This window comes from Rhizobium leguminosarum bv. trifolii WSM2297, assembly GCF_000271845.1.
On the sequence record NZ_JH719393.1, the window covers coordinates 1,378,740 to 1,405,217 of the forward strand.

At 62.3% G+C, this 26,478-nt stretch carries 24 protein-coding genes and 1 pseudogene; 10 read left to right on the forward strand and 15 right to left on the reverse strand.

Annotation, left to right across the window (positions count from 1 at the left end; all coding sequences use genetic code 11):
* The 5 genes from RLEG4DRAFT_RS60715 to RLEG4DRAFT_RS60735 are packed head-to-tail and all read left to right on the forward strand — an operon-like array spanning position 1 to position 4,486.
* Complete coding sequence (locus RLEG4DRAFT_RS60715) at positions 1 to 843, forward strand: carbohydrate ABC transporter permease (protein WP_003576562.1); 843 nt, start codon at positions 1 to 3, stop codon at positions 841 to 843.
* Positions 843 to 1,898, forward strand: a complete 1,056-nt coding sequence (locus RLEG4DRAFT_RS60720; RefSeq protein WP_003576560.1) for an ABC transporter ATP-binding protein — start codon at positions 843 to 845, stop codon at positions 1,896 to 1,898. The genes RLEG4DRAFT_RS60715 and RLEG4DRAFT_RS60720 overlap by 1 nt, the downstream gene beginning before the upstream one ends.
* On the forward strand, positions 1,898 to 2,677 hold the full coding sequence (locus tag RLEG4DRAFT_RS60725; RefSeq protein WP_003576558.1) for a glycerophosphodiester phosphodiesterase: 780 nt from the start codon (positions 1,898 to 1,900) through the stop codon (positions 2,675 to 2,677). Before RLEG4DRAFT_RS60720 ends, RLEG4DRAFT_RS60725 begins: the two co-directional genes overlap by 1 nt.
* Complete coding sequence (locus tag RLEG4DRAFT_RS60730; RefSeq protein ID WP_003576556.1) at positions 2,661 to 3,665, forward strand: LacI family DNA-binding transcriptional regulator; 1,005 nt, start codon at positions 2,661 to 2,663, stop codon at positions 3,663 to 3,665. The genes RLEG4DRAFT_RS60725 and RLEG4DRAFT_RS60730 overlap by 17 nt, the downstream gene beginning before the upstream one ends.
* Positions 3,665 to 4,486 carry an inositol monophosphatase family protein gene (locus RLEG4DRAFT_RS60735; RefSeq protein ID WP_003576553.1) on the forward strand — a complete coding sequence of 274 codons (822 nt, stop codon included), beginning with the start codon at positions 3,665 to 3,667 and terminating at the stop codon, positions 4,484 to 4,486. Before RLEG4DRAFT_RS60730 ends, RLEG4DRAFT_RS60735 begins: the two co-directional genes overlap by 1 nt.
* Here RLEG4DRAFT_RS60735 and RLEG4DRAFT_RS60740 read toward each other — a convergent pair.
* The 10 genes from RLEG4DRAFT_RS60740 to RLEG4DRAFT_RS60785 all read right to left on the reverse strand — a co-directional run bounded on the left by RLEG4DRAFT_RS60740 (position 4,483) and on the right by RLEG4DRAFT_RS60785 (position 15,644).
* On the reverse strand, positions 4,483 to 5,346 hold the full coding sequence (locus tag RLEG4DRAFT_RS60740) for a glycerophosphodiester phosphodiesterase (RefSeq protein WP_003576550.1): 864 nt from the start codon (positions 5,344 to 5,346) through the stop codon (positions 4,483 to 4,485). The two genes, RLEG4DRAFT_RS60735 and RLEG4DRAFT_RS60740, sit on opposite strands and share 4 nt — an antisense overlap.
* A 70-nt stretch (positions 5,347 to 5,416) precedes the next feature.
* Positions 5,417 to 6,511: a pyridoxal-phosphate-dependent aminotransferase family protein gene (locus RLEG4DRAFT_RS60745; RefSeq protein WP_003576549.1), complete on the reverse strand. Its 1,095-nt coding sequence runs from the start codon at positions 6,509 to 6,511 to the stop codon at positions 5,417 to 5,419.
* An 11-nt stretch (positions 6,512 to 6,522) separates the two neighbouring features.
* A complete protein-coding gene (locus tag RLEG4DRAFT_RS60750) occupies positions 6,523 to 7,305 on the reverse strand; it encodes an ABC transporter ATP-binding protein (RefSeq protein WP_003576548.1) in 783 nt (260 codons plus the stop codon).
* Positions 7,302 to 8,096, reverse strand: a complete 795-nt coding sequence (locus RLEG4DRAFT_RS60755) for an ABC transporter ATP-binding protein (RefSeq protein WP_003576545.1) — start codon at positions 8,094 to 8,096, stop codon at positions 7,302 to 7,304. The genes RLEG4DRAFT_RS60750 and RLEG4DRAFT_RS60755 overlap by 4 nt, the downstream gene beginning before the upstream one ends.
* Complete coding sequence (locus RLEG4DRAFT_RS60760; protein ID WP_003576544.1) at positions 8,093 to 8,926, reverse strand: ABC transporter permease; 834 nt, start codon at positions 8,924 to 8,926, stop codon at positions 8,093 to 8,095. The genes RLEG4DRAFT_RS60755 and RLEG4DRAFT_RS60760 overlap by 4 nt, the downstream gene beginning before the upstream one ends.
* A complete protein-coding gene (locus tag RLEG4DRAFT_RS60765) occupies positions 8,923 to 9,912 on the reverse strand; it encodes an ABC transporter permease (protein WP_003576542.1) in 990 nt (329 codons plus the stop codon). Before RLEG4DRAFT_RS60765 ends, RLEG4DRAFT_RS60760 begins: the two co-directional genes overlap by 4 nt.
* A 40-nt stretch (positions 9,913 to 9,952) precedes the next feature.
* Positions 9,953 to 11,563, reverse strand: coding sequence for an ABC transporter substrate-binding protein (locus tag RLEG4DRAFT_RS60770; RefSeq protein ID WP_003576541.1), 1,611 nt, complete (start codon positions 11,561 to 11,563; stop codon positions 9,953 to 9,955).
* Positions 11,564 to 11,686: 123 nt separating this feature from the next.
* Entirely contained in the window at positions 11,687 to 13,084 is a 1,398-nt protein-coding gene (locus tag RLEG4DRAFT_RS60775) for an LLM class flavin-dependent oxidoreductase (RefSeq protein ID WP_003576539.1), read from the reverse strand.
* Positions 13,085 to 13,101: 17 nt separating this feature from the next.
* On the reverse strand, positions 13,102 to 14,163 hold the full coding sequence (locus RLEG4DRAFT_RS60780) for an ABC transporter permease (RefSeq protein WP_003576537.1): 1,062 nt from the start codon (positions 14,161 to 14,163) through the stop codon (positions 13,102 to 13,104).
* Positions 14,160 to 15,644, reverse strand: a complete 1,485-nt coding sequence (locus RLEG4DRAFT_RS60785; RefSeq protein WP_003576533.1) for a sugar ABC transporter ATP-binding protein — start codon at positions 15,642 to 15,644, stop codon at positions 14,160 to 14,162. The genes RLEG4DRAFT_RS60780 and RLEG4DRAFT_RS60785 overlap by 4 nt, the downstream gene beginning before the upstream one ends.
* A gap of 237 nt (positions 15,645 to 15,881) precedes the next feature.
* Here RLEG4DRAFT_RS60785 and RLEG4DRAFT_RS60790 point away from each other — a divergent pair, with 237 nt between their 5' ends.
* Positions 15,882 to 16,928 (forward strand): substrate-binding domain-containing protein, encoded by a 1,047-nt coding sequence (locus tag RLEG4DRAFT_RS60790; protein ID WP_003576532.1) that lies wholly within the window; start codon positions 15,882 to 15,884, stop codon positions 16,926 to 16,928.
* 73 nt (positions 16,929 to 17,001) lie between these two features.
* On the forward strand, positions 17,002 to 18,210 hold the full coding sequence (locus tag RLEG4DRAFT_RS60795) for an acyl-CoA dehydrogenase family protein (protein WP_003576530.1): 1,209 nt from the start codon (positions 17,002 to 17,004) through the stop codon (positions 18,208 to 18,210).
* A gap of 73 nt (positions 18,211 to 18,283) precedes the next feature.
* Here the strand turns inward: RLEG4DRAFT_RS60795 and RLEG4DRAFT_RS60800 are convergent, their stop codons facing one another.
* From RLEG4DRAFT_RS60800 to RLEG4DRAFT_RS60820, 5 genes and pseudogenes are all read right to left on the reverse strand, one after another.
* On the reverse strand, positions 18,284 to 19,501 hold the full coding sequence (locus tag RLEG4DRAFT_RS60800) for an SfnB family sulfur acquisition oxidoreductase (protein ID WP_003576528.1): 1,218 nt from the start codon (positions 19,499 to 19,501) through the stop codon (positions 18,284 to 18,286).
* 357 nt (positions 19,502 to 19,858) lie between these two features.
* Positions 19,859 to 20,664, reverse strand: a pseudogene (locus tag RLEG4DRAFT_RS60805) (ABC transporter ATP-binding protein).
* Between the two features lie 12 nt (positions 20,665 to 20,676).
* A complete protein-coding gene (locus tag RLEG4DRAFT_RS60810) occupies positions 20,677 to 21,378 on the reverse strand; it encodes an ABC transporter permease (RefSeq protein WP_003576523.1) in 702 nt (233 codons plus the stop codon).
* Positions 21,375 to 22,100 (reverse strand): ABC transporter permease, encoded by a 726-nt coding sequence (locus tag RLEG4DRAFT_RS60815; protein ID WP_003576521.1) that lies wholly within the window; start codon positions 22,098 to 22,100, stop codon positions 21,375 to 21,377. The genes RLEG4DRAFT_RS60810 and RLEG4DRAFT_RS60815 overlap by 4 nt, the downstream gene beginning before the upstream one ends.
* 33 nt (positions 22,101 to 22,133) lie before the next feature.
* Positions 22,134 to 22,832 carry a GntR family transcriptional regulator gene (locus RLEG4DRAFT_RS60820; protein WP_003576518.1) on the reverse strand — a complete coding sequence of 233 codons (699 nt, stop codon included), beginning with the start codon at positions 22,830 to 22,832 and terminating at the stop codon, positions 22,134 to 22,136.
* Between the two features lie 172 nt (positions 22,833 to 23,004).
* On the opposite strand from RLEG4DRAFT_RS60820, the gene speB reads away from it, so the two are divergent.
* The 3 genes from speB (at position 23,005) to RLEG4DRAFT_RS60835 (ending at position 26,468) form a co-directional block, all read left to right on the forward strand.
* The gene (gene speB / locus RLEG4DRAFT_RS60825; protein WP_003576515.1) at positions 23,005 to 24,054 is read left to right on the forward strand and encodes an agmatinase; all 1,050 of its coding nucleotides are present in this window, start codon (positions 23,005 to 23,007) and stop codon (positions 24,052 to 24,054) included.
* A 75-nt stretch (positions 24,055 to 24,129) separates the two neighbouring features.
* A complete protein-coding gene (locus RLEG4DRAFT_RS60830; RefSeq protein ID WP_003576513.1) occupies positions 24,130 to 24,972 on the forward strand; it encodes a transporter substrate-binding domain-containing protein in 843 nt (280 codons plus the stop codon).
* A 113-nt stretch (positions 24,973 to 25,085) separates the two neighbouring features.
* Positions 25,086 to 26,468 (forward strand): aspartate aminotransferase family protein, encoded by a 1,383-nt coding sequence (locus tag RLEG4DRAFT_RS60835; protein ID WP_003576511.1) that lies wholly within the window; start codon positions 25,086 to 25,088, stop codon positions 26,466 to 26,468.
* The last annotated feature ends 10 nt before the right edge of the window (positions 26,469 to 26,478 follow it).

A 26,478-nucleotide genomic window follows, 5' to 3' on the forward strand; every position in this document is an offset into this window, starting at 1 on the left:
ATGGCCGATCGCTCTCAGCCCTCGGCAAATTACCGCAGCTGGCCTGTCCTGACGGCGCTCACCATCGTCAGCCTGCCGCTGCTCTTGATGTATGTCTATCTCTTCCTCGACACCGTGACGGTGAAGCAGCCGGACGCCTTGCTGCCCTCCGGCTTGACGCTCAATCACTGGCGTTTCCTGTGGGAGACGACGGCCGGGAAGGCGAACATCTGGCAGGTTACGGTCAATACGCTACTGTTTTCGACCTGCACCACCAGCCTTGTGCTCATCATCTCGTCGATGGCCGGTTATGTTCTGTCGCGGCTGAACGTGCCGGCGCGCGGCTTCTTTCTTGCCGGCGTCATGGTGCTGCACGCCTTCCCGTCGGTGACGCTGATCATCGCCATCTTCATCGTGCTGCAAATGATCGGTCTCTACAATTCGCTGATCGGCGTCATCCTGGTGAAGGCGGCGATCGACCTGCCGCTCGGCATCTGGCTGATGAAGGGCTTCTATGACACCGTGCCCTGGGAAATCGAAATGGCCGGCGTCGTCGACGGCGCCTCGCGGTTCCGCGTCTGGCGCAGCCTGGTGCTGCCGCAGGTCAAGCCCGGCATCATGGCGCTCGGCCTGTTCTCTTTCCTCTCCGGCTGGGGCGAGTTCATCCTGCCGCAGGTGCTGGCGCCGGGCAATCAGGTGCAGGTGCTGTCGGTCTATCTCGCCGCCTTCCTCGCCGACGACAACAATTACGATTTTAACATGTTCAAGGCAGTCGGCCTCTTCTACCTCATCCCGGTGCTGATCGCTTACGCGCTCTTCAACAAATATCTCATGAATATCTATGGCGGCGGGAGCAAAGGCTGATGCGCATCCTCCTCGACAATTTCTCGAAGAGCTTCGGCTCCACCAAAGTCATCGAGAATATGCGGCTCGAAGTCGGCGACGGCGAGATGCTGGCGCTGCTCGGCCCTTCCGGCTGCGGCAAATCGACCACGCTTTTTTCGGTCTGCGGCATTCATCGGCCGACCAGCGGGCGCATTCTCTTTGGCGACCGCGACGTCACGGATCTGCCGAGCCAGGCCCGCAATGTCGGGGTCGTCTTCCAGTCCTATGCGCTCTACCCGCACATGACGGTTGCCGAAAACATCGGCTTCCCACTGAAGGTGAAGGGTGTGAATGCCGCCGAAATCAGCAAGGAGGTCGACCAGATCGCGGCCCTCGTCCATATTGGCAACCTGATGGGCCGCCGCCCGGCAGAGCTTTCCGGCGGTCAGCAACAGCGTGTGGCGCTGGCGCGCGCGCTGATCCGCAAGCCCGACGTGCTGCTGCTCGACGAACCGCTCGCCAATCTCGACGCCAAGCTGCGCCTCGAAATGCGCTCGGAAATCCGCCGCCTGCAGCGCGAGACCGGCATCACCGCCATCCTCGTCACCCATGACCAGGTGGAGGCGATGAGCATGTGCGACCGCATTGCCATCATGAAGGAAGGCGAGATCGTCCAGATCGCCACGCCGGCGGAAATGTACAATGATCCGAAGACCGCATTCGTCGCCGGCTTCCTCGGCAACCCGCCGATCACCTTCCTGCGCGGCATCGTCGACAAGGGCGCCTTCGCGATCCCGGAAAGCGAAATCCGCGTGCCGTTGCCGGGATCCGTTGGCGCCGCCGAGGGCACGAAGCTGATGCTTGGCGTCCGGCCGGAGCATTTTACCCCTGCGGGCGATACACCGGTGTCCGGCAAGGTCACCTTCGCCGAAACGCAAGGGCGAGAAAACCTTTACGATGTACGTCTTGCCGGCGGGCCCCTGCTGCGCTCGATCCAGCCGGTGCGCAACGATATCCATGTCGGCGACGATGTCCGCTGGGCAATCGACAGCCGCGGCGTGTTCGTCTTCGACGAGAACGGAAGGAGGCTCTGATGACCCGCGATTTCCAGGCATTCTTCGCGCGATACAGCTGGCCCGCGGCTAAGGGCAGGCTGCCCTTCTGCATCGGCCATCGCGGCGCCAGCGGCCACGAGCGCGAAAACACGATCACCGCCTTCCGCCGCGCTGCCGAACTTGGCGCCGAGATGTGGGAGCTCGACACGCAGCTGACCCGCGACGGCGTCGTCGTCGTCTCGCATGACGATCATCTCGAGCGGGTCTTCGGCATCGACCGGCGCATTTCGGAGATGACGGCGGCCGAACTCGCCGCCCTCGACGGCGTCGACGTGCCGAGTTTTTCAGAGGTCGCCGCCCTCGGGCGGGCGACCGGAACCGGTCTCTATGTCGAACTCAAGGCGCCCGGCACCGGCGTGGCCTGCTGGCGCCATCTTGCCGAGATGAACCAGCGTTTCGCCTGTTTCGGCTCCTTCGATACGGCACAGGTGCGTGAACTCCGCGACGCAGGCTGCGACTTCCCGCTTTCGGTGCTGATCCGGGTCGGCCACGATCCGCATGCGCTGGGTGACGAGGCCGGCGCCGATATATTGCATCTCTGCTGGGAGAGGGCGGGCGAGCGACCGCAGGATCTGGTGACCGAAACACTGATGCACCGCGCCTTCGAGGCGGACCGCGAGATCGTGCTCTGGCATGAGGAGCGGCGGAGCATTCTCGATGACATCATGAAACTTCCGGTTCTCGGTATCTGCACGGATCTTCCCGATCTGATGCGGTCCTCGACAGAGAGGGAAAAAGCAGTTGGCAGACAGGGATAAGGGACCGCGCAAGGCAACCTCCTTCGACGTGGCGCGTGTGGCCGGCGTCTCACGCGCTGCCGTGTCGCGCGCCTTCACGCCGGATGCCAGCGTCTCGCCGAAGACGCGCGAGAAGGTGTTTGAGGCTGCCAAGGAACTCGGCTACCGGGTGAACTATCTTGCCAGAAGCCTGACCAACAAACGCTCCGATCTGGTCGGGGTCGTTGCCGCCGGTCTCGACAATCCGTTCCGGACGCTGCAGATCGACAATCTGGCAAGAGTGCTGATCGCCCGCAATTTCCGCCCGATCCTGCTGCCGACGTCGCAGGAGGCGGATACCTCGACGGTCATCGGCCAGCTACTGCATTACGCCGTTTCAGGCGTCATCGTCACCTCGGACGCGCCGCCGACCGAGATCTGCGAGCAATGTGCGGCCGAAGGCGTGCCGATCGTGCTGATCAACAAGGGCGACGACATCCCCTTCGTCGACCGCATCATCTCCGACGACCGCATGGCCGGCCATCTCGCCGCCGCCCACCTGATCGACCGCGGCGCGCGGAAGCTCGCCGTGATGGCCGCACCTGCCATATCCTATACGGCGCGGCGGCGCAGCGAGGCGTTCCTGGCACGCTGCAAGCAGCTTGAGGTCGAGGCGCAGATGCTGCAGGTCAGGATCAATGATTACCGGAGCGGCTATGATGCGGCGGCCGACCTTGCCGCATCCGGCATCGACGGCTTGTTCTGCGCCAACGACTACATGGCCTGCGGTGTTGTCGACCGCGTCATGCAGGGCCGCAGCCGCGGTGATGCGCCGCCGCTCTCCATCATCGGCCACGACGACATCCCGCAGGCGAGCTGGACCGCCTACGACCTCACGACCATCCGCCAACCCTGCGACCTCCAAGCCGAACAGACGGTCGACCTGCTGATGAGCCGGATGGCGGAACCGGACCTGACCGCGCGCGTCGAATCCACGCCGGTGACGCTGATAAGAAGAAGGACTGCCTGATGAATTCCGCTTTCGATGCCGCCGCCATCCGTACACGGGCGGAGGTCGCAATCGCCGTCGCCCTCGAGGCCGGACGGGAAGCGGCCCGGTTTCGGCGCGACTCCAGTCCCGGCACGCTGGCCGTCGAGAACAAGGGATTGCAGGATTTCGTCACCATCGCCGACAGGAAGGCCGAACAGGCGATCCGCGACGGGCTGCTCTTACGCTTTCCGGACGATATGTTCATGGGCGAAGAAAGTGGCGGGCGATCGGGCGAGGGCGGCACCTGGGTCGTCGATCCGATCGACGGCACGACGAACTATATCAGGGGCTTCCGGCACTGGGCCGTCTCGATCGCCTTCGTCGCCGGCGGCAAGGTCGAAGTCGGTGTGGTCTACGATGCCAGCGAGGATAAGGTCTTTCACGCCGTCCGCGGCGGCGGCGCCTTCAAGGACGGAATTCCAGTGCATGCGGCGGCGACCGCCGATCCGGCCAATGCGCTTGTCATTCTCGGCCACTCCCGCAAGACCAGCTTCGACGACCACCTCGCTCTCTCCAAGCGGCTTCACGAACGCGGCATGGATTATCGCCGCACAGGCGCGGCGGCGATCGACCTCGTTCGCGTCGCCGAAGGTGCTGCCGATCTCTATTACGAACGCCATCTCAATGCCTGGGACATGCTCGCCGGCGCACTGATCGCCGAAGAGGCCGGCGCTACGGTGGCGATGCCGGATGTCGACAGGCTGCTTAAGGATGGTGGGCCCGTCATTGCCCATTCGCCGGGGCTCGCGGGCGAATTCGCATTCATCCTCGATATCGAGGGGCTGACGCCCGCTGCTTAATCCGTCATACGCCGGCGCCACGCGCGCTCGGTTGCCGGTGCCTCGTCAGTGGTGATCTGATCAGGCTTCAGCGCCATCAGCGCTGAGAAATTCAGCCATTCCTCTTCGCTGAAACCGGCCTCTGGATCCTTGAGCGTAAAGGTCCAGGCATCGACACGTTTGCCTTCGTCCTGGCAGAGCCCGATCAGGTCGAGACCTTCCCTGGCGGCATCAAGGATCAGCTGCCAGTGAAGATAGATCGTGTCCGGTTCGGTTGGCCCTCGCAGGTCGGCGCGCAATTCCATTTCAACAGCCTTCCAGCTGCCCGCCTGCCTGATATCGTAGAGCTTATCGGTCGGATCGATGCCGCGCAGGAGATGCGGAAGCTTTTCCTTGACCGCGACGATGAGATCGAGACTGCCGGCGCTGACGATCACCGAGGCGGCGATATCATGGAAATGCGCGGCAAGATGCTCGATGCCCCTCACGTCGATCGCCTCATAATCGTCCTTCATGTCGAACTGCAGCAATGCGGCCGGATGGGTCGATTGCATCATGGCGGCGAGATCCTCACTGAGGATCAGCGGCCGGTCGCCCTCTTTCATCCGGATATCGCGGAGGTCGCCGATGTTCTTTTCTGTGATTGGTCCATGCCCGGTCGTTTCACCTTCGAGGTCGTCATCGTGCAGCACCACGAAACCGCCATCGGCGCGCACCCGCAGATCGAGTTCCATCGAAGCGCCCGCAGCAAAACCCTCCGCCATCACCTCGGCCGAGAACAGCGGATCGGCAAACCGTTTGCGCAGCCGGTGCCATTTCAGACGGGTGCGATGTCCCGCATGCGAAATCTCCAGGCCCTGCGCATCCAGCAATCTCGTCATATGCACCAAGTCTCCGTGATGCCACTTTCCTGCCTTGGCCGCCCGTGATTATCAAGACCGAATATGGCTTTCAACGGCTGTAGACCGCCGATATCGCTTCGGCAGCAGCGGCGATATCGCAGGGATGGCCGGCCTGCCTGAGGGCCGCGCCATAGGCCACGACATTCGAGAGCACCGTCTGGAATGAGGCGCGAGGGCCGGTATGGTTCAGCCGCACGAGGCGGGCCGGCGCGGTTCCCACGCCTTCGGTCAACTCCACGCCCAGCCGCCCCGCGGCTGCGATCAGCGCATCGGGCGTCAACGCCTCCGGCACCGGCACCGCCGTCACCAGGTTCGACGCCTTTGCTGCGGGCACCCAGGCTGCGGCGCCGAGTGCGGTTAGCCCCGCTTGTGTCGCCGATGCCGCCAGCGCATGGCGGGCGACGACGTTCTCCATGCCTTCGGCCTTGATGCGGTCGAGTGCGGCTTCCAGTGCGAAGAATTCCAGCGGTGCCGGCGTTCCCGGCAGGCTGCGCCGGCCACCGTCGACCCATGACTTCAGATCGGCCAGCGACAAGATCGAATCGCGCGGTGCGCCGTCGTGCAGGATCAGATCCCAGGCTCGGCCGCTCACCGAGAGCGCGGAAACACCGGCCGGACCGCCGAGCGCTTTCTGCGGGCCGATCACCGCGATGTCGATGCCGAGTTCGTCGACATCGACCTCATGTCCGCCGACGGAGGCAACGGCATCGACGACCGTGACGATGCCGCGGGCGCGGGCAAGCGCCAGGATCTCGGGCAGGGGGTTGAGAATACCGCTCGCCGATTCCGCGTGAACCAGAGCGAGAACATCGACCCCGGGAGCCGCGTCGAGCGCCCGGGCGACGGCCTCGATCTCGACCGGCAGGCCCGGTTCGGCGACGACATCCGCGACCTCAGCACCACTCCGCCGCAGCCATCGCCCGAACCAGCCGCCATAAGGGCTGGTGACGATGTTGAGAGCGGAAAGGCCGGGCCGCGCGAGGCTGGCCGCCACCGCCTCCAGCGCCACCACCGCCTCGGCCTGCACCAGCAATATGTCGTCGCGACTGTGCAATATGGCGCCGATTCTGTCGGCAAGGACAGCGTAGCGCTCCGCGGGATAAGAGGACACGCCGACCAGGGGATTCCAACCAGGTTCGAACATGGGTACCTCCTTCAGGACGGATCGGTCACGAGACGGGGGACGGCTGCAACAAGGGCACGGCCGGCCTCTGATTGTGGCGCGGCAACAAGTGACGCTGCCGGGCCGGTCTCGACAATCCGCCCGCCATCTATGACGGCGACACGGTGGGAGACGGCGCGGACCACGGCAAGATCGTGGGAAATGAACAGACAGGCAATGCCTTGTTGCTTCTGCAGGTCGACCAGAAGTTCGAGGATCCTGCCGCGCACGGTGACGTCGAGCGCCGAGACCGCCTCGTCGAGAACCAGCAGCGACGGCCGTGTGGCAATCGCCCGGGCAATCGCCACACGCTGGCGCTGGCCGCCGGAAAGCGAACGCACCGGCCGCCCGGCATAATCGACAGGCAGGCCGACACGTTCGAGAAGCATCGCGATCTCGCCGGCGCGCCGGTCTTGCGAAACGACGCCGTGGATGCGCAGCGGATCATCGAGCACCGAACCGACATTCGCCAGCGGGTTGAAGGCGGCCAGCGGATCCTGGAACACCATTTGCATGCGCGCCCGTTTGCGGCGCAGAGCTGCGGCGTTCAGCGTTAGCCAATCCTCTCCCTCGAAACGGATTGCGCCGGCATCACAGGAGAGAAGCCGCAGCAGGATGCGTGACAGGGTCGATTTCCCGCTGCCGGAGGCACCGACCAGACCGAGCGTTTCCCCGGCTGCGATCGTCAGCGAAACATTGTCGAGAGCGGCGACCCGGCGGCCCGCCGAAGTAAACCCTTTCGAGATGTTCTCGATGGAAAGCAGCGTAGGCTTCATGACGTCACCTCTGCGATCAGCGGCGGTGTCGAAAGGTCGCGATGGCTGGCGATGAGAGCTGAAGTATAGCCGCTTTGGGGCGCCGAAAGCACCGAACGAACTGGGCCTGCCTCGACAAGCCTCGCCTCGCGGAAGACGGCGATGCGGTCGACGAAGCCGGAGGCGAGCGCGATGTCGTGGGTGATGAAGAGCAGCGTCATGCCATCCTCGCGCACCAGCCCATCGAGCAGGCGGACGATCTCGGCCTGGACGACGACGTCGAGGGCGCTGGTCGCCTCGTCGGCAATCAGCAGCGCAGGCCTTGCGGCAATGGCCGCCGCGATCGCCACGCGCTGGCGCTGGCCGCCGGAAAGTTGGTGCGGAAAGGCCCGCATCGTCTGGTCAGGCTGCGGTATCCGCACGCGTTCGAGCAATTCCTCGGCCCTGATATAGGCCTGTCTCCAGCTGAGACCGAGATGGCGCCTGGCGCCCTCAGCAATCTGCTCGCCGATCGTCAGGACGGGATTGAGGCTGGAGCCGGGATCCTGGAAGACGAAGCCGAAATCGCGGCCCGGCCGGGGCGGATGGCCGAGGGCGGGCCAGAGCATCTCGCCGCCGACTTTCGTTCCCTCAGGCAACAGGCCGGCGAGCGCCCGGGCGAGCGTACTCTTGCCGGAGCCGCTTTCGCCGATGATCGCCAACCTTTCGCCGGCGGCAATGTCGAGATCGATACGATCAAGCGCCGTCCCATTGTCCCTGCCACGCCCATAGGTGACCGAAAGCTGCCGGAGGCTGCAGAAGATGCCGCTCATGCCGCCCTCACGCCGTTATCACCAAGCGCCTTGCCGAGACCTTCGCTGAAGAGATGGACGCCGAGCACGGTTATGGCGAGCGCTGTACCCGGTATGACGGAGAGATAGGAGGCCGAACGCAGCACGCTGCGTCCTTCGGCGATCATCGACCCCCAGGTGGCGATGTTGGGATTGCCGAGGCCAAGAAAGGAAAGCGCCGCCTCCGTGAGGATCGCGCCGGCGACGATAGTGGCCGAAAGCGCCAGCACCGGCGGCAGCGCATTCGGCAGGATTTCCCGGAAAGCGATCTCCACGGGATGCATGCCGATCACCCGTGCCGCGGCGACGTAATCCTGTTCGCGGATCGCAAGCACCTGCGCCCGCGTCAGTCGCGCCGGATCGGCCCAGGTGCCGAGCGCGATGGCAAGCACGACGACAGGCGTCGAGACGCCGATGGTGCTGACGAAGGCGAGGGCAAGCAGGAAGCCAGGTACGATCTGGAAGGCGTCAACCACGCGCATCAACGCCTCGTCGACTAACCCACCGGCAAAACCGGCCGCCATGCCGACACAGACGCCGAGGATCATCGCCGCAAAGGCCGCCGCGATGCCGACGGCAAGCGACGTGCGCGCACCGTAAATCAGGCCGGCAAGCACGTCGCGACCCAAGCGATCCGTGCCGAGCGGAAAGGCCGGATCGGTGAATGGCGGCAGCAGCGCCCGGCCGGCAATCCGCAGCGGATCGCCCGGCAAAATGATGGGAGCAAAAAGCCCGGCTAAAAGCAGAATGACAAGGATCGCGAGCCCGATCATGCCTTCCCACGTGCTGAGGAGGCCCCGGAGACGGCTCATGCGCCGCCCTCCGAAGCGCCGATGCGTGGGTCGAGCGCGGCATAGACAAGATCGACGAGGAAGTTGACCGCAATGACGAGGACGGCGCTGGTGAGGATAATGCCCATCAGCAGCGGCGCGTCGCGGCCGTTGACCGCTTCCTGCGCCAGCCGCCCAAAACCCGGGATCGCAAAGACGCTCTCGATCACCACGCTGCCGCCGAGCATGGCAGCCGATTGCAGCCCGAGCATGGTGACGAGCGGCAGCAGCGCATTGCGGGCGACATGGCGCAGCACAATCCGGCTGCGCGACAGGCCTTTGGCGCGGGCGAAGAGCACGAAATCGAGTTTCCAGGCCTCGGCCATGCCGGCGCGCATCACCCGTAGGAACAGAGCGAGATAAATCAGGGCAAGCGCGCCGACCGGCAGCACCAGATGATCTGATATGTCGAGGACGCGGAAAAATCCTGTCTTGCCCGACGCGATCGTCTCGATGCCGGCGATCGGAAACCAGCGCAGCTTGACCGAAAAGGCGATGCTCAGAACCAGGCCGAGCCAGAAGCTCGGAATGGCGTAAACAACAAGCGAACCGATCGACAGCAGCCGGTCCCGCAGGCTGCCTGGCCGTGCACCGGCAAGGATGCCGAGCGCCGAGCCGAGGCCGAAAGAGAGTGCCGTCGCGCTGCCCATAAACAGCAGCGTATTGGGCAGACGCTCGGCGATCAGCGCGCCGACCGGCCGGCCAAAGGCGACCGACCAGCCGAGATCGAGCCGCGCCAGCGAGGAAAGATAGAGCCAGAGCCGCGCCAGCACGGATCGATCGAGACCGTAGCTCTCGCGCAGCGACTGCCTGAGGGCTGCATCGCCGCCGCCGATCGAGCCGAGATAGGCGTCGACGGCATCGCCGGAGGCGGTTTCAAGCAGGAAAAAGGTGAAGATCACCACAATCAGCAGCACCGGAATGCTGCTGATCGCCCTACGCCTCAGGAGGATGATTGCACGTTTCACGCCGGACAGGGCCTCTGGAAGAGAATTGCCGCCGATCCTATCACGACTGCAGCGCGGTATCGCCCCAGTTCGAGACGGCCCAGCGCGGGTTGTTCGAGACGTTGAGGACCGTATCGCGGGCGACGGTAATGAAGCCCCATTCCGCGACGTTGATCAGCGGCAGATCGGCGACGACGAGCTGCTGGAACTTGCGGTAGAGATCGGTGCGCGCCGTCGTGTCGACGGTCTCGGAGGCCTGCAGGATGATCTTGTCGAGCTCCGGATTGACGTAGCCGCCCTGGTTGGAGAAGGGCACACCATCCGGTGTGCCGGATCGAACGAGAATGGTGGTGGAGATCGCCGGATCGCCGCGGAATACCGGCGGACCGACGGCAAGGTCGAAGTCGTGGTCGGTATAAACAGCCTTCTGGTGGGCGGCCGCATCGGCATTGACGATCTCCGCATCGATGCCGATCACCGCAAGCGCCTGGCGGAGGTAATCGCCGAACTGGCGGGTCTCGTTGAAATAGGGCGCGGGGCGAAGCTTCAGCTTGAAGCGGTTGCCGTCCGGGCCTTTGATGTAGCCGGCCTTATCGAGAATATCGTTGGCGGCGGCGGGGTTAAAGTCATAGGCCGCAACATCGGATGTATAGAACTCCTGCGAATTCTTCGGCACCGGTCCGGTCGAGGCGGTGGCGTAACCAAGGAAGATCGTGTTGACCACGAATTTCTTGTCGATCGCCTGCGCGATCGCCTGCCGGACCCTGAGGTCGGAGAGCTCCTTGCGGCGATGATTGATCTCGACGACGAGCTGATAGGTCAAGGCCTCGTAACCCTTCGAAATCACCTTGATGCCATCGACCTTGGAGATGCGGTCGAGATCGGCAAGCGGAACTGCCGAGAAAGCGGCAAGCTGGATTTCGTCGGCTTCGAGTGCGGCACCCGCCGACGCGCGGTCGGGCAGCACGCGAAAGACGATCTCATCGAGCTTCGGCTGTTCCTTGTCCCAGTAAGTCTCATTGCGCGCCAGCCGGTAATATTCGCCGGGTTTGTATTCGGCGAAGGTGAAGGGGCCGGTACCGATGAGCGTGTTGTTGGCCGGATTGGTGGCGATATCGCTGCCGTCGAAGATGTGTTTGGCGACGACGCTGGTCACGACCGGCAGCGCATTACGGATCAGCTGGAACGGCGTCGGCTTGGAGAAGCGGAAGACGGCGGTGTAATCGTCAGGGGTATCAACGGCTTCGAGATTGGCGAAAACCAGGCGGCCGAGATTCTGTAGCGGTTTCCAGATATGGAGCGCGGAAAAAGCGACATCAACCGAGGTAAACGGCTTGCCGTCGTGCCAGGTCACGCCGTCGCGCAGCTTGAAGGTGACGGAGAGGCCATCGGCCGAGCCCTCCCAGGAGGTGGCGAGACGCGGCACAAGCCCGTCCTTGCCCTCGAATGAGGCTTCCGCCAGAGGCTCGATCACCTTGCTGGCGATGAAGAAGACGCCGTTTGAAGCGACGATGGCAGGATTGAGGTTCTTCGGCTCGGAATCTGCCGCGACGATCAGCCTCCCGCCCTTCGGTGCATCCTGTGCCAGCACCTGCCGGGCGAGCGCCGTCGAGGCAAGCAGCAGGGCCGTGCTCTTCATCAGCGTGCGCCGCGAGATAGATGGTACGGTCATGACCCCTCCTGGTCGGTGAAATGCCAAGCGCCCGTATTCAGAACGAACCGGCGAATGTCATAGAAACTAAATTCGAATGGTGGGCTGGGCGAGATGTTTTTTTGTCACCCAGCCATTATTCACTCAGCCATTGGCCGCGAAACGTGCGGGCTCCTTAAAGAGATCGCGATAGGTCGCACCCGGATGCGGAGCAACGAGCCGCGGTCCGTGACCCCCAAGCTTTTCCCGCAGCGTTCCCTTTGTATAGTCGGTTTTGTAGACGCCGCGCTTCTGCAGTTCCGGCACCAACAGATCGACGGCATCCTCGAAACTTTCGGGCGTCACGGCATAAGCGAGGTTGAAGCCGTCGACGTCGGTATCCTCGACCCATTCCTGCATCAGATCGGCAACAGTCTGCGGCGAGCCGACGAAAACGGGGCCGAAGCCGCCGACCCCGACCCAGTCGGCCATTTCGCGCACCGTCCATTCCTTGGTGGGATCGATTGTCGTGAAGGTCTCGACCGCTGATTGCACCGCATTGGTATGGCGGTGGCGCAGCACCTCGTCCGGCTCAAACTGGCCAAAATCGATGCCGGTCCAGCCGGAAATCAGCGTCAGCGCACCTTCGAAGGAGGCGTATTTGCGGTATTCGTTGAATTTCTGCTGCGCCTCGGCATCCGTCTCGCCGAGAACGACGGTCTGCAGATTGAAGGCGAGTATTTCGCGTGGGTTGCGGCCGACGCGTTCGGCCGCCTCGCGGACATTGGCGACATAGCGCTTCAACACGGGTTTCGACGGCGACGCCACGAAGATGCATTCGGCATGGGCGCCGGCGAAATCCTTGCCGCGGCTGGAGGCGCCGGCTTGGTAGAGCACGGGCGTACGCTGTGGCGAAGGCTCGCTTAGGTGAATGCCGGGCACGTTGAAGTGCTTGCCGGAATGGCCGATCGGGTGGACCTTGTCAGGGTGGGTGAAAATGCCGGTCTCGCGGTCGCGGACAACCGCACCGTCCTCCCAGCTTCCCTCCCAGAGCTTGTAGCAGACCTCCAGATATTCCTCGGCGAGGTCGTAGCGATCGTCATGCTTTGTCTGCGCGGGCTGGCCGATATTGAGCGCGCCGCTATTGAGATAGGAGGTGACGATATTCCAGCCGACGCGCCCCTTGGTCAGGTGGTCGAGCGTCGAGATCCGGCGGGCAAATGTGTAGGGATGCTCGAAGGAGAGCGAGGCCGTCAGGCCGAAGCCGAGGTGCTCGGTCGCATATGCCATGGTCGGGATGAGCTGCAGCGGATCGTTGACCGGCACCTGCGCTGAATGGCGAAGGGCCGCATCGACATTGCCGTTCAGCACATCGTAGACGCCGAGCACGTCGGCGATGAACAGCCCGTCGAACTTGCCGCGCTCCAGGGTCTTTGCCAGATGCACCCAGTAATCGAGGTCCTTGTAGGTCCAGGACTTGTCGCGCGGATGCCGCCAGAGCCCCGGCGACTGGTGTCCGACGCAATTCATGTCGAAGGCGTTCAGCCTGATTTGGCGGGTCATGTCTTTCTTCCTTGGGATTAGGGATTGCTGCGGCCGAGGCCATAGGTCAGCGCCAAGGCCCCGACGAGCACGGCGCCCTTGACGAAATCCTGGGTGTAATAAGGGGCGTTCAGCATGGTGAGGCCGTTCAGCAGAACGCCGACGAAGACGGCGCCGGCAATGGTGCCGAGTACGTTCGGACGCCTGAGGTTGAAGACGGCAAAGCCGATCAGCGCGGCGGCAACTGAATCCATCAGCAGCGAGCCGCCAGAGGAAATGTCGCCACGCCCGACGCGGGCGGCAATGACGATGCCGCCGATAGACGCCAGCGTGCCCGACAGGACATAGGCAAGAGTCTTCAGCCTGACTGTCGAAGCTCCGGCGAGCCGGGTGGCGACCTCGTTGCCGCCTGTCGCAAACAGCAGCCGGCCGATGCGGGTACGTTCGGTGAGCACGAAGAGCACGACGGCGACCGTCACCATCAGCACCACGGAAACCGGCAGGGTGCCGAAGATGCTGTAACGGCCGATCAGCAGAAAGGCCGGGTCGTAGGCGCCGGTCGCCTTCGAGCCGTCAGGCAGAGTGAGGCCTGATGAAATCGACCGACCGGCTGTGGGTATCAGTTGCAGGCCGGAAAGCAAAAACATCATCGCCAGCGTCGCCAGCAGATCCGGCACCTTCAGGCGCACGATCAGAAAGGCGTTGACGAGACCGACCAGCGCGCCGAAGGCGAGCACCAGCGGCACCGTCGCATAGGCGTCGAGCCCCCAGACGATCATCGCATAACTGGCAGCCATCACGCTCGATGCGGCGACGGCACCGATCGACAGGTCGAACCCTCCGACGGCAAGCGTGACTGTGACGCCGGCGCCGAGAATCGCCACGACCGACACCGCCTGCAGGATGCTCATCAGATTGGCGATATTGATGAAGGCGGGCTCGGCGATGGTGAAGCCGACCGCGAGAGTGGCAAGCAGGATGAACACCGCGCCGGCCCGCAGAAACGCACCAAGGGCGGCAAGGTAGCCGCTAGCGGCTTGCGGTGCTGCCTTCGGCCGGGCGCTTGCCTGCGGCAGAGTGTCGTCGTCGATCGTCGTCATGCGGATATTCCCTGGATGGCGAAAGGAGCGGCAATTCCGCCTGCCGCCGGTCTCAAAACGTGATGGTCGATGACGAGGATGCGGTCTGCCACCTCGTAGGCCTCCTCCGGATCGGAGGTCGCAATCAACGTCGCCCGGTCGGTGCGGGCACGGATTGCTACGATAATGTCGCGGCGGGCGCCGACATCGACGCCCTGGAAGGGTTCGTCCAGCAGCAATAACCGGCTCGGTTCCGCCTCCCAGCGGGCGATCACCGCCTTCTGCTGGTTGCCGCCGGAGAGCGACCAGACCGAGGCGAGCGGGCCTGCGGCCTTGATGCCGAAACGAGCGATTGCCTGCTCGGCCTCGCGTCGTTCGCGGCCGCCAACAAGAAAACCGCGCGGATACCATTTGGAAAGATGCGGCAGGCTGATCGTCGCCGATAGCGAATGGCCGGGCCATGCCGGCGGCATCAGCGAGGAGCGATGGCGGTCCTCTGCTGCCATGGCGACACCTGCTGCAATCGCGTCGGCCGCGCTTTTCGGCTGGTATGGCCGACCGTCGAGGAACATCGCACCATGGCTCAATGCCGTCACGCCGAAGATCGCGTGGAGCAACCAGCTTTTGCCGGCGCCGAGCACGCCGGTCACCGCCACCACCTCGCCTTCATGCAGCGACAGATCGAAAGGATCACCGGTCGGCAGCAGCCTGATGTCGCGCATCTCGAAAATCGCCGGGCCGGTTGCCGACCGCGCATCCGGCCGCGCCGCATCCAGCCTGCGGCCGATCATCGCCTCGATGGCACTCGAAAAATCGATCGGCCGCGAGAAAGTGCCAACGACGCGGCCGCCGCGCATGACGAGCGCGCGGTCGGCGATCACTTCGAGATCGGCGGTACGATGCGAGATATAGAGGATTGCCAAGCCCCGCTTGCGTAGCCCCAACAGAATATCGAAAAGCCGGCGGCTTTCCTCTCCGGAAAGGCTCGCTGTCGGCTCGTCGAGAATGAGGAGATCGGCCCGGTTGGCAAGCGCACGGGCGATCGCCACCAACTGCCGGTCGGCACTGGCGAGTTCGCCGAAATCGCGGTCGAGCGGCAGCATGAAGCCGGCGGCATCGAGTATCGACTGCGCCTCCCGGCGGATGCCCGCGCGCGAGACGAAAAAGGGAGTGCTGCGATCAGCGAAACGGTTGAGAAGCAGGGCGTCGGCAACGGTCAAACCGGCCGCACCAATCAGATCCGTCGACTGATGCACGGTGACGACACCGGCCTTTGCCGCTTCGGCCGGGCCGCGCGGCGCAAAGGGACGACCACCGAGACTGACCGTGCCGCCATCGGCCGGAAGCACGCCGGAAAGGATTTTTACCAGCGTCGATTTGCCCGCGCCGTTTGCACCCATCAGCGCCACGATCTCACCGCGCTCGATCGAAAGATCAGCACCGGCAAGCGCGTGCGTCGACCCGAAACTGCGGGTGATATTTTCAATGTGAATAAGCGGCATCGACAAGGGTCCGGGACTGCATTTCGTATCGGGAGTGTGCCCTGTCCGGGCGGCCGAACTCCAGGTACGCCTTTCCCTGGCGAACTGTCCTCGGGAAACAAAGAATCTCCCGCAGCCGGTAAAATCGGATCATTTACTCTACTAAAAACATAGAGATTATATCTAAATGATCCGATGCGTCGCGAGGGCTGCCGAACCTGTCAGACGACGCTTTCGTTTGCTAGAAGGAACGCGACGATGAAATCCCTCGCACGGCTCGCACTGTCTGCCGCCGTCATTCCGTTCATTTTCATTCAAGGCGCACAGGCCGGCGGCCTGTCCGGTGCTCCCGCTCCCTTCGACAAGGGTGGTGTCAAGGTGGCGCTGATCAGCTATATCTCGGCCGGTGATTTTTTCCAGGCCTACCAGGCGGGCGCTGGGGCCCAGGCCAAGGCGCTGGATATCGACCTGCGCATTTTCCCGGGACGGCAGGATGCCGCCGAGCAGCGCGAACAGATCTTGCAGGCGATCAATCTCGGGGTCTCCGGCATCGTCATCGACCACGGACTACCGGAATCGCTTGGCGACGTCGTGCAACAGGCGATCGACAAGGGCATCAAGGTCGTGGCCTTCGACGTCAACCTCAACAACCCCAAGATCCCGCAGGTGGAGCAAAGCGACCACGAGCTTGCATCGCTGGCGCTCGAGCAGGTGGTGAAGGACAACGGCAAAAGCTTCAACGCCGGTTACGTCTATGTCGCGGGCTTTGCGCCGCTCGACCGCCGCAACGAGGTCTGGGAGAAGTTCAAGTCGGACAATTCAGGTGTGGCCGAAAAAGCCCGCTTCGGCAATGTCAGCGACACAACGGCGACGTCGACCGCCGACCAGGCAAAGGCTGCGCTCACCGCCAATCCCGATATCTCGGTGGTCTTTGCCCCCTATGACGAATTCGCCCGCGGCGTGAAGCTCGCCGCCAACGATCTCGGCGTCGCCAAAAAGCTCAAGATTTATTCGGCTGACGTTTCGACAGCCGACATTCAGGAAATCACCGAGGAAGGCAGCCCCTGGGTCGCGACCGTCGCCACCAATCCGGCTGTCGTCGGCGCCGTCTCCATCCGCGCTGCCGCCCTCGAAATCGCCGGCCAGACGGTTCCCCATCAGATTACCGTGAAGCCGACGCTCCTGACGCAGGAGAGCCTGCGCGCGGCCGGCGTCAAGACAATCGAAGAACTGGCCGAAAAGGTCCCCGCCTTCAGCACCAGCGATGCGGTGACCGCCGGCTGGATCCCCGACAAGCTGTTTTGAGGCCTTTCACCTCGATCCGGCGGGAGCGTGCAGCTCGCGCCGGATCATTATTTGAAGAATTGGAGTTCCGCCCATGAGCCAGTCCAATGTCGTCTTTGCGGTGAGCCGCAATCCGACGCGAGAAGATCTGTTTGCCCGTGCCGAGGAGATCTCGGCCGACCTTTCCCAGCGCGCAGCCGAACTCGACCGTAACGGCCGCCCACCACTTGCCGAGATCGTCAAGCTGAAGAATGCCGGGTTGCTCAACGCGCTGCATCCCACAGAGATCGGCGGCGGCGGCCTCGATTGGGTCGACGGACTGAGGCTGGTGCGCATTCTCGCCCGCGGCGAGAGCTCGATCGGCCAGCTGCTCGGCTACCACTATGTCAACAGCCAGTACATCTACTGGGCACTCGACGGCGCCCGCGCCCATCCGCTGGGCAGCGAGACGGTGGAGAAGAGCCTCTATTGGGGCGCAGCCGTCAATCCGCGCGATCCTGGGCTGGTGCTCACCCGCCGCGGCAACGGCTATGTGCTGAACGGCCGCAAGTCCTTCTCCACGGCAGCGCGGGTCTCCGACTACATCAATGCCAATGCGACGCTAGACGACAAGATCGCCGGCTTCGCCGTGCCCACCAATCGCCCTGGCTACGTCGCCAATGACGACTGGGACAATATCGGGCAGCGCCTGTCCGACAGCGGCAGCGTCGAATTCCACGACTTCCCCGTCTACGAGGAGGATTTCGTTGGTGCGCCCGCAGCTCCCGATGTCGCGCCGCCGGTGCTGTCGACCTTCAACACCCCGTTCATTCAGCTGGTCTTCGTCAATTTTTATCTCGGCACCGCCGAAGGCGCGCTGCGGGCGGCCGTCGACTATGTCAGAACCACGACCCGGCCGTGGATCACATCAGGCGTCGAGCGGGCCGCCGACGACCCCTATATCCTCGAGCGGGTCGGCGAATTTACCGCAGCGCTGAAGGCCTCGGCAGCTCTTGCCGACAGCGCGGCATCCGCCGTGCAGGCGGGCCTCGCCCGAGGCCGAGATGTGACGGCGCGCGAGCGCGGAGAGGCAGCGGCCGAAGCCTATACCGCCAAGGTCCACGCCACTCATGTTTCACTCGATATCACCTCGCGCGTCTTTGAACTGACGGGCGCGCGCTCGACGGCGGACAAATACCGCTTCGACCGGTTCTGGCGCAATGTCCGCACCCACACGCTGCACGATCCGGTGTTCTACAAGGCGAGGGAAGTTGGTGAATTCGTGCTGAACGGCAGGATACCGGAGGTCAGCCTCTACAGCTGAGGCGAGCGCTTCCGTATCGAAAGCAAACCCCGCTGCCGGCGCCGGCAGCGGGATTTTGGAATAAGCCGAAAACTCAGAGCGCGCCGTTCTTCGGCGGCGTCACGCCGTTCAGATGATAGTTGCCGACGACGTGGTATTTCCAGCGCACCGGGTCGTGCAGCGTATGAGTGCGGGCATTGCGCCAGTGGCGGTCGAGATTGTGGCCGATCTGCACCGACGAGGTTCCGGCGAGCTCGAAGAGCGTATTCGAAGCTTCGAGCGCCACCTCAGTTGTCAGCACCTTGGCGGCGGCGACCGCCAGCGTCGCCTCGACCACCTTGTGCTCCGTCGTCTCGACCTGCGCGGCATCCACCTTGTGGCCGGCGCGCTCGACGAGGGCCGTTGCGGCTTCGAGCCGGATGGCAATCTGCCCGACCTTGGCGATCGTCAGCGGATCGTCGGAGGCGCGATCGACGCCGCTATCCATCCAGGGACGCGATTTCGTCCTGACAAACTCAAGCGTTTCGGCAAAGGCCGCCCTGGCGATGCCGAGATCGACACCGGCATGGATGATCTGGCCGACCGAGCCGATCGTCGTCGGCCGCTCGAAGCCCTTGTGATGGAAGACCACGGAATCGGCGGTGACATAGACATTGTCGAGAATCGTCGTGCCGCTGCCAGTGGTTCGCTGGCCGAAACCGTCCCAGTCGTCGACGATCTCGACGCCTTCGGTGCCCTTCGGCACGAAGGCCATGGTCAGCCGCTCCTCCGCATCGAGCGCAAAGACGGTGATCCAATCGGCGAAGAGCACGCCTGTGGAATAGAATTTGCGGCCGTTGATCCGGTAACCCGGGCCGTCGCGCGTGATGCGCGTGTTGTAATGGCCGACCGTCTTCGTACCGCGCTCGGAAAGCGCGTTGCCGAAGCGGTCGCCGGCAAGCACCCGACCGAAGAAATAGCGCTGCTGCTCCTCGTTGCCGTCGGTTCTGAGCGCCTCGAGAATATAGAAATGGTTCTGCGGGATCTGGCCGATCGAACCGTCCGCCTCCGCCAGGATCGCGGTGATCTCGGCAAGCACGGCGTTGGACACGTCGAGCCCGCCATATTGCGCCGGCACGGTGATCGCCAGAAGTCCGGACTGCGCCAGAAGATCGAGTTCGGCAAAGGGCAGGAGCCGGTCGGCGTCGCGCTCGGCGGCGCGCGCGGCAAATTGCGCCGCCAGCCTCCGGGCGATTGCGATCGCTTCTTCGTCGCTGCCGATACGGGCGGCCACGGGCCGGATCTGATCTGCTTGCCTCAGCACGGTATTCATCGGTATCTCCAATTCTGCCGAACCTATCGGTGAAAGAAATCGAGCGCCGCGATAAGGATACAAATTCTATAGATCTGGTAGAAAATAAAAAATGTTTGCTTACCAGCTTCCGACCGCCCGCGATTAGGAGAATTCGCTTTGGCACGAGCAGATCAGCGCGCATTCTTTAGGGCAGCGCTTGCTGCTGGCGGGCATCTTCGGGCGTCCAGCATCGGCCTGGCGCTCTTGCCGTTTAGCCTTTTCGACCTTCGGCATGTGGGCCAGGCAATGATCTTTGCAGCCTGGCTCCAGGGCATGTCGCGCTGTCTCAGGTGAAATTAGTTATCGACCGCCGAATCTGTATCCGCTGTCGACCTCTCAGTGGCGCTCGTGTGCGAGAAACTGCCGAAATCGTTCGGACTTCGGCTGCGTAAAAGCTCGGCCGGCGCGCCGGTTTCTTCGATAACACCCTTGTGGAGAAACACCACCTTGTTGGAAACGTCGCGCGCAAATGCCATCTCGTGGGTCACGATCAGCATTGTGCGGCCTTCTTCGGCAAGCGAGCGCATCACCTTGAGCACTTCGCCGACGAGTTCGGGATCGAGGGCCGAGGTCGGCTCGTCGAACAGCATTACTTTCGGGCGTTGCGCGAGCGCGCGAGCGATTGCGGCGCGCTGCTGCTGCCCTCCGGACAGGTGCACGGGATAGAAGTTTCGCTTGTCGGCGATACCGACCCGTTCAAGCAGGGCTTCGGCCTCCGCAATACATTCCGCACGGTTACGTTTTTGGACGTGCACCGGTGCTTCGATCAGGTTTTCCAGGATCGTCATATGGGACCAAAGATTGAAACTCTGAAACACCATGCCGATGTGTTCGCGGATCCGATCGACCTGCCTGCGGTCGGCAGGCACGGTTCTGTGCCCTGATCGTTTCAGACCATATACCTCACCGCCGATACGGATTTCCCCGCTGTCGGGAACTTCGAGCATATTGAGGCATCTCAGCATCGTCGATTTGCCCGATCCGGACGAACCGAGAATGGAAACCACATCGCCCTCGTGCGCTTCGAACGAAACGCCTTTCAAGACTTCCAGCGGGCCAAAGCATTTCCGAAGATCTTTGACTGAAACGGCAGCGTTTTTGTCTTTGTTGTCGCCAGCCGAAAATGTTCCCCTGTCAGACATGCATACTCCCATCTAAGATTGCAGCCGCATGCGCATGTGCGGCGAAAGCCAAAATTCGACCAGCAAGAGCATGCGCGTAACGATGAAATTGATTGCGAGGTAGATCGCCCCCGCGACGATGAAGATCTCGAAGGCGCGGAAGCTGTCGGCGATCAACTTTCCGGCCAGGCCGGTCACTTCCATGATCGTGATGACGGACGCCAGCGCCGTGGCTTTGAGCATCAGGATGATCTCGTTGCCATAGGCCGGCAGCGCATGTCTGATGGCGATCGGAAGGATGATCCGTCTGAACAGAAGAACGCCCGACATCCCGCAGGCGCGTGCCGCCTCGATCTCCTGGCTGGAAACGGCCCTCAGGCCCCCACGAAAAATTTCGCTGCAATAGGCGGCCGTGTTCAGTGTAAGCGCCAGCACCGCGCACCAATAGGGCTCGCGAAAGAACCACCAGAGCCCGAGGTCCTGCAATCCGTGCCGGAACTGGCCGAGGCCATAATAGATCAGGAACATCTGGACGAGCAGAGGCGACCCTCTGAAGACGAAGACGTAGGCACTGGTTACGGCTCGTCCCGTTGCACCGCCGGTTGCTGCCAGCAGCGAGATCGCAAGCGCCAACATGCTTCCTGCCAGGATGGAGGTGACCGCAAGCTCGAGGGTCAGCGGCACACCGGTGAGAAGCGTGAGAAACGTATCCCACATGAAGCCGATATCCGTCATAGCGCTCTCCTCACGCCCTGGGTCGTTCGAGCTTCCATTCGTCTGAACACAATCGAGGAGAACCAGGTTACGACGAGGTAGAGAACGACCGCTGACAGGTAGAACTCGAAGGGCCGGCGAGTGGAACCTGCAGCGATCTGCGACTGGCGCAGCAGTTCGACGAGGCCCGTGACGGAGATCAATGCCGACTCCTTCAGCACGAGTTGCCAGGTGTTTCCAAGCCCGGGAATAGCGTAGCGAAGGACGAGCGGGGCGACGATACGCCTGAATTTGGGCCAAGGCCGCATACCGACGGCGCTGGCAGCTTCGATTTCGCCGCGCGCAACCGATCTATAGGCTCCGCGAAATACTTCGGCCTGATAGGCCGCCGAAACCACGCCAAGCGCCAGCGTACCGGTGAAAAAGGCCGGCATTCCGATAAAACCCTGATACCCGAAAAGGCCACCGACAGTCCCGAGGAACGCACTGCCGCCGAAATAGAAAAGATAGATGACCAGAAGGTCGGGTACGCCGCGAAGGACGGTAGTGTAGCAGTCGGCAAGCCAGCGTAGGCCCATGTGGCGGGACAACTGCATGAAGGTGACGACCGAGCCGATCACCGTTCCCGCCAGAAAGCCGCAGACGGATACACCGATCGTCATGGCCGCCGCGGTCAGAAGCAGCCACCCCCAACCGGTCGGTCCGAAACCGATGAGAGTCAGGTAACTACCGATAAATGCCATGCGTGGACCTCTTGATGACTGATCATGGTTGCTTCACTCGGCAGCGCGCCGGTGCGCCCAAATGCGCTGAAGCTTCGACATGTTCTTGAGCGAGCTTTGCACATGCGCCCGAGCTGCGATCGCGGCCGCCTCCTTGTCGCGTGCACAGATGGCGTCGGCAATTGCCCGATGCTCGTCGAGGTCCGTGTGTTCCAGATCAACCCAAAGCACTTCGAGCCAAAGCGCCAGGCGAAGCTGCTGGTAAATTTGATCCGTCGCCCTCACGAGGGCCTCGTTTCGGGTCGATTCGACGATCACGCGATGGATGTGCAGTCCGAGATCGAGATTGCGCGCAGCGTCCGACGGCGCTTCGTTGGTCGTCTCCTTGAGTTCCACCATCTGGACGATGACGCCGCGAAGCCGATCAAGGTCTTCCTCGGTCGCCATCTCGCAGGCGAGCTGCGCCGCGCAGACATCGAGCGCTTCGCGAACGACCAGGAGATTGCAGAATTTGGTGACATCGAGATCGGTCACCGTGTAACCGAAATTCCGCTGCCCGACGACAAGCCCTTCTTCTTCGAGCTTCATCAGCGCCTCACGCAGCGGCGTTCGGCTGACGCCGAAGCGTTTGGCTAGCGTAACTTCAGAAAGGCGCTCCGAAGGACGAAGTTGGCCGCTGAGGATCAGATCCTTCAATTGCGCATAGGTGCTCTCGCGCAATGATCCTCGCTGTTCCGTTTTGGTCGGTGCCAATCAATTCCCCTTCCGTCTCTGGTTCACCGGGTTCCGGCGAACCACACCATAACGTTTTTCCTCTTGCCCAATCAAGAAGAATACGATTATGTATACAATGTTGGCGACAACAAGCAATAGCTCTTTGCCTGCTTTTGATCGCGGCCTGATGGGCGAAACACATGGAGGTCGAATGTCGGAGATTCTCAGTCTGGACGAATTGCGGAAGCGCTATTCGAATGCGTCGGGCGATGAAATGTTCGATGCGGAGTTTCGAAAAGTCGCCGAACTGGTCTTCGGTGACGGCGATAGCCGTCAGGCGCCTTACTGCGGCGTTCCGACATTGTTGAAGGCCGCGTATCGTCCCGATGCTGCACCCAATTTCACGGATATGGACATTGCGCTTTTCGGAATTCCCATGGATCTCGGGGTGACGAACCGATCGGGTGCGCGGTTCGGGCCGAGAGCCGTGCGCAATGTCGATCGGGTTGGTCCCTACAATCATGTTCTGCGAGCCGTCCCGACTGCAACTGCGCGCGTTGCCGACGTAGGCGATGTCCCATTCAAAAGCCGTTTTGATCTCACTGCATCCCACCAGGATATCGAACGATTTGTCCACCACCTGATAGGAGCTGGAGTCGTGCCCTTGGCGGTCGGCGGCGACCATTCGGTCAGCCTTCCCATTCTCAGGGCGGTCGGCAGGCATCGGCCGGTGGGGATGATCCACATCGATGCACATTGCGATACGGGCGGTTCGTTTGAGGGCTGCAAATTCCATCATGGCGGGCCGTTCCGCCAGGCGGTTCTCGACGGTGTGCTTGACCCCAGGCGGACGATCCAGATCGGAATTCGAGGAAATTCCGAATATCTCTGGGAATTCTCCTATGCATCCGGCATGACCGTCATCCATGCGGAGGAAGTCGCCGATCTCGGCATCAAAGGCGTGATCGCAAAAGCGAGAGAAATAGCCGGATTAGGCCCGACCTACGTCAGCTTCGATGTCGATTCTCTTGATCCTGCATTTGCGCCCGGCACCGGAACGCCGGAGGTCGGTGGGCTGACATCCGCCCAGGCGCTTGGAATTCTGCGCGGTCTTGCAGGTTTGAACATCGTCGGCGGCGACGTCGTCGAGATCGCTCCGCAATACGACCCTACCTCGAACACGGCGCAAATTGCCGCTCATGTCTTATTCGAGCTCCTCTGCCTTGCGGCCGAGGCAATCAAGGTTCGCGCGTCCTGGTAAATCGCGGACGCGCGGAGTCTGCAACAGCCTTGCCTTGGGAAAAGGGCAGGGTGCAACAAAAAGGGGAATGCCAATATGCAACTATCAAAACTTTTGCTGACGTCCGCTTTGCTTGGCGTGCTGTCGGCTGGCGTTGCCGTCGCTGAGACAAAACCGACGGAGATCACCATTGCAACCGAGGGCGCATACGAGCCCTGGAATTTCACCGGCCCCGACGGCAAGCTCGCAGGCTTCGAGATCGACCTTGCCAACGACCTCTGCGCTCGTATGAAGATCAAGTGCACCATCGTCGCCCAGGATTGGGACGGGCTGATTCCATCGCTCAGCGCAAAGAAGTTCGACGCTATCATGGCGTCGATGATCGTTACCGAGAAGCGCCTTGCCGTCATCTCGTTCAGCAAGCCCTATGCGTCGACGGCGGCCGCCTTCATGGTCGATAAAACCGGCCCTCTCGCAGATCTGCCGGGAACGGGAACGACGGTCGACCTCGCCGGCGACAAGGCGAAAGTCGAGCAGGAATTGCAGCCGCTTCGCGACGCCCTGAAGGGCAAGGCCGTGGGCGCTCAGGTGTCGACGGCAAACACAGCCTTTCTCGATACCTATTTCAAGGGCGTCATCGATCCCAGGGAATACAAGACCGTCGAACAACATGACCTCGACCTTCAGGCCGGTCGTATCGACGCCGTCGTTGCCCAGAAGACGTCACTGAATGCAACGCTCGGCAAGGAAGACTTCAAAGACTACAAGATCGCCGGACCGACCTTCAAAGGCGGGGTCTTCGGACAGGGCATCGCGGCGGGCCTTCGCAAGGACGATACCGTCCTGAAGTCGATGTTCGATGCGGCGATCGAAGCTGCCGAAGCGGACGGCACGATCAACAAACTCGCACAGAAGTGGATGAAGACGACGCTTGATTGATCAAGCGGCAGCGCTCATTTCGGCAGCGATTGGAAGCCGGCGCACCGAGAGGTCGCGCCGGCTGACCGGCCCAGCGTCGCCATCGAAACACACCCATCATTTGGAGAACCACTGTGACCATCCTTCTCAACTCCCTCGAATCCCGCGACGCCGCCTTCATTCTTCATCCCTACACCAACGCTTCGCAGCATTTGAAGGATGGCCCGCTGGTGATTGCCAAGGGGGAGGGGATCCACATCATCGACAGCGACGGCAATAAATATATCGAGGGGCTTGGCGGGCTGTTTTGTGCCTCGCTGGGCTTCAGCGAACAGAGGCTGGTAGATGCGGCAACCCGCCAGATGAAGGAATTGCCCTTCTATCACAGCTTCGGCGGCAAGACGCATGAGACCGCGGTCGAGCTTGCCGACCGCCTCATCCAGCTTTCACCGGTGCCAATGTCGAAAGTGTTCTTTGCCAATTCGGGTTCCGAGGCCAACGACACGGCCATGAAGCTTGTCTGGTATTATCACAATGCCATCGGAAAGCCGGAAAAGAAGAAAATCATCTCGCGGATGCGAGCCTACCACGGCGTGACGATTGCTTCGGCCAGCCTGACGGGACTTCCGAACAACCATCGCGATTTCGATCTTCCCATCGACCGGGTGCTGCATACGGACTGCCCGGAATTCTATCGCTACGGTCGCCCGGGCGAAACGGAAGAAGAGTTTGCGACGCGCTGTGCCGATTCGCTCGAACAGATGATCCTCGCCGAGGGGCCTGAAACCATCGGTGCATTCTTCGCCGAGCCATTGATGGCATCAGGTGGCTGCATCGTCCCGCCGCCGACCTATTACGAGAAGATCCAGGCAATCCTCAAAAAGTACGACGTGCTGCTGATCGCCGATGAGGTCATCTGCGGCTTCGGCAGGCTCGGCACCATGTTCGGCTCCGAAAGCTTCGGGCTTCAGCCGGATATGATCGTCATGGCAAAGCAGCTTTCGGCCGCCTATCAGCCGATTTCCGCGCTGATGATCAACGAGAAGGTCCATTCCGCGGTCGTTGCCGAGAGCGAGAAAATCGGGACATTCGGACATGGTTTCACCTATAGCGGCCATCCGGTCGCGACCGCAGTCGCCTTGGAAACCCTGAAAATCTATGAGGAGCGCGACATTGTCGGTCATGTCAGGGATGTCGCCCCGGTATTCCAGCGACGCTTGAAGGAACTTGGCGACCATCCGCTCGTTGGGAACGCCCGCGGCCGCGGCCTCATCGGGACCCTCGAACTGGTTCGCAACAAGGAAACCAAAGAGCCCTTCAAGCCAACGGACGGCATTGCCATTCACGCAGGCAAGCAGGCCCAGGTCCACGGCGTCATCACACGCGCCCTTGGCGACAACTACTCGCTCTGCCCGCCGCTTATTATTACCGAAGCACAGATCAACGAATTGTTCGACCGCTCCACCCGTGCGTTGGATGACACTTACACATGGGCCAGGGCGACCGGGCTCTACTGAGCGAAGGAAT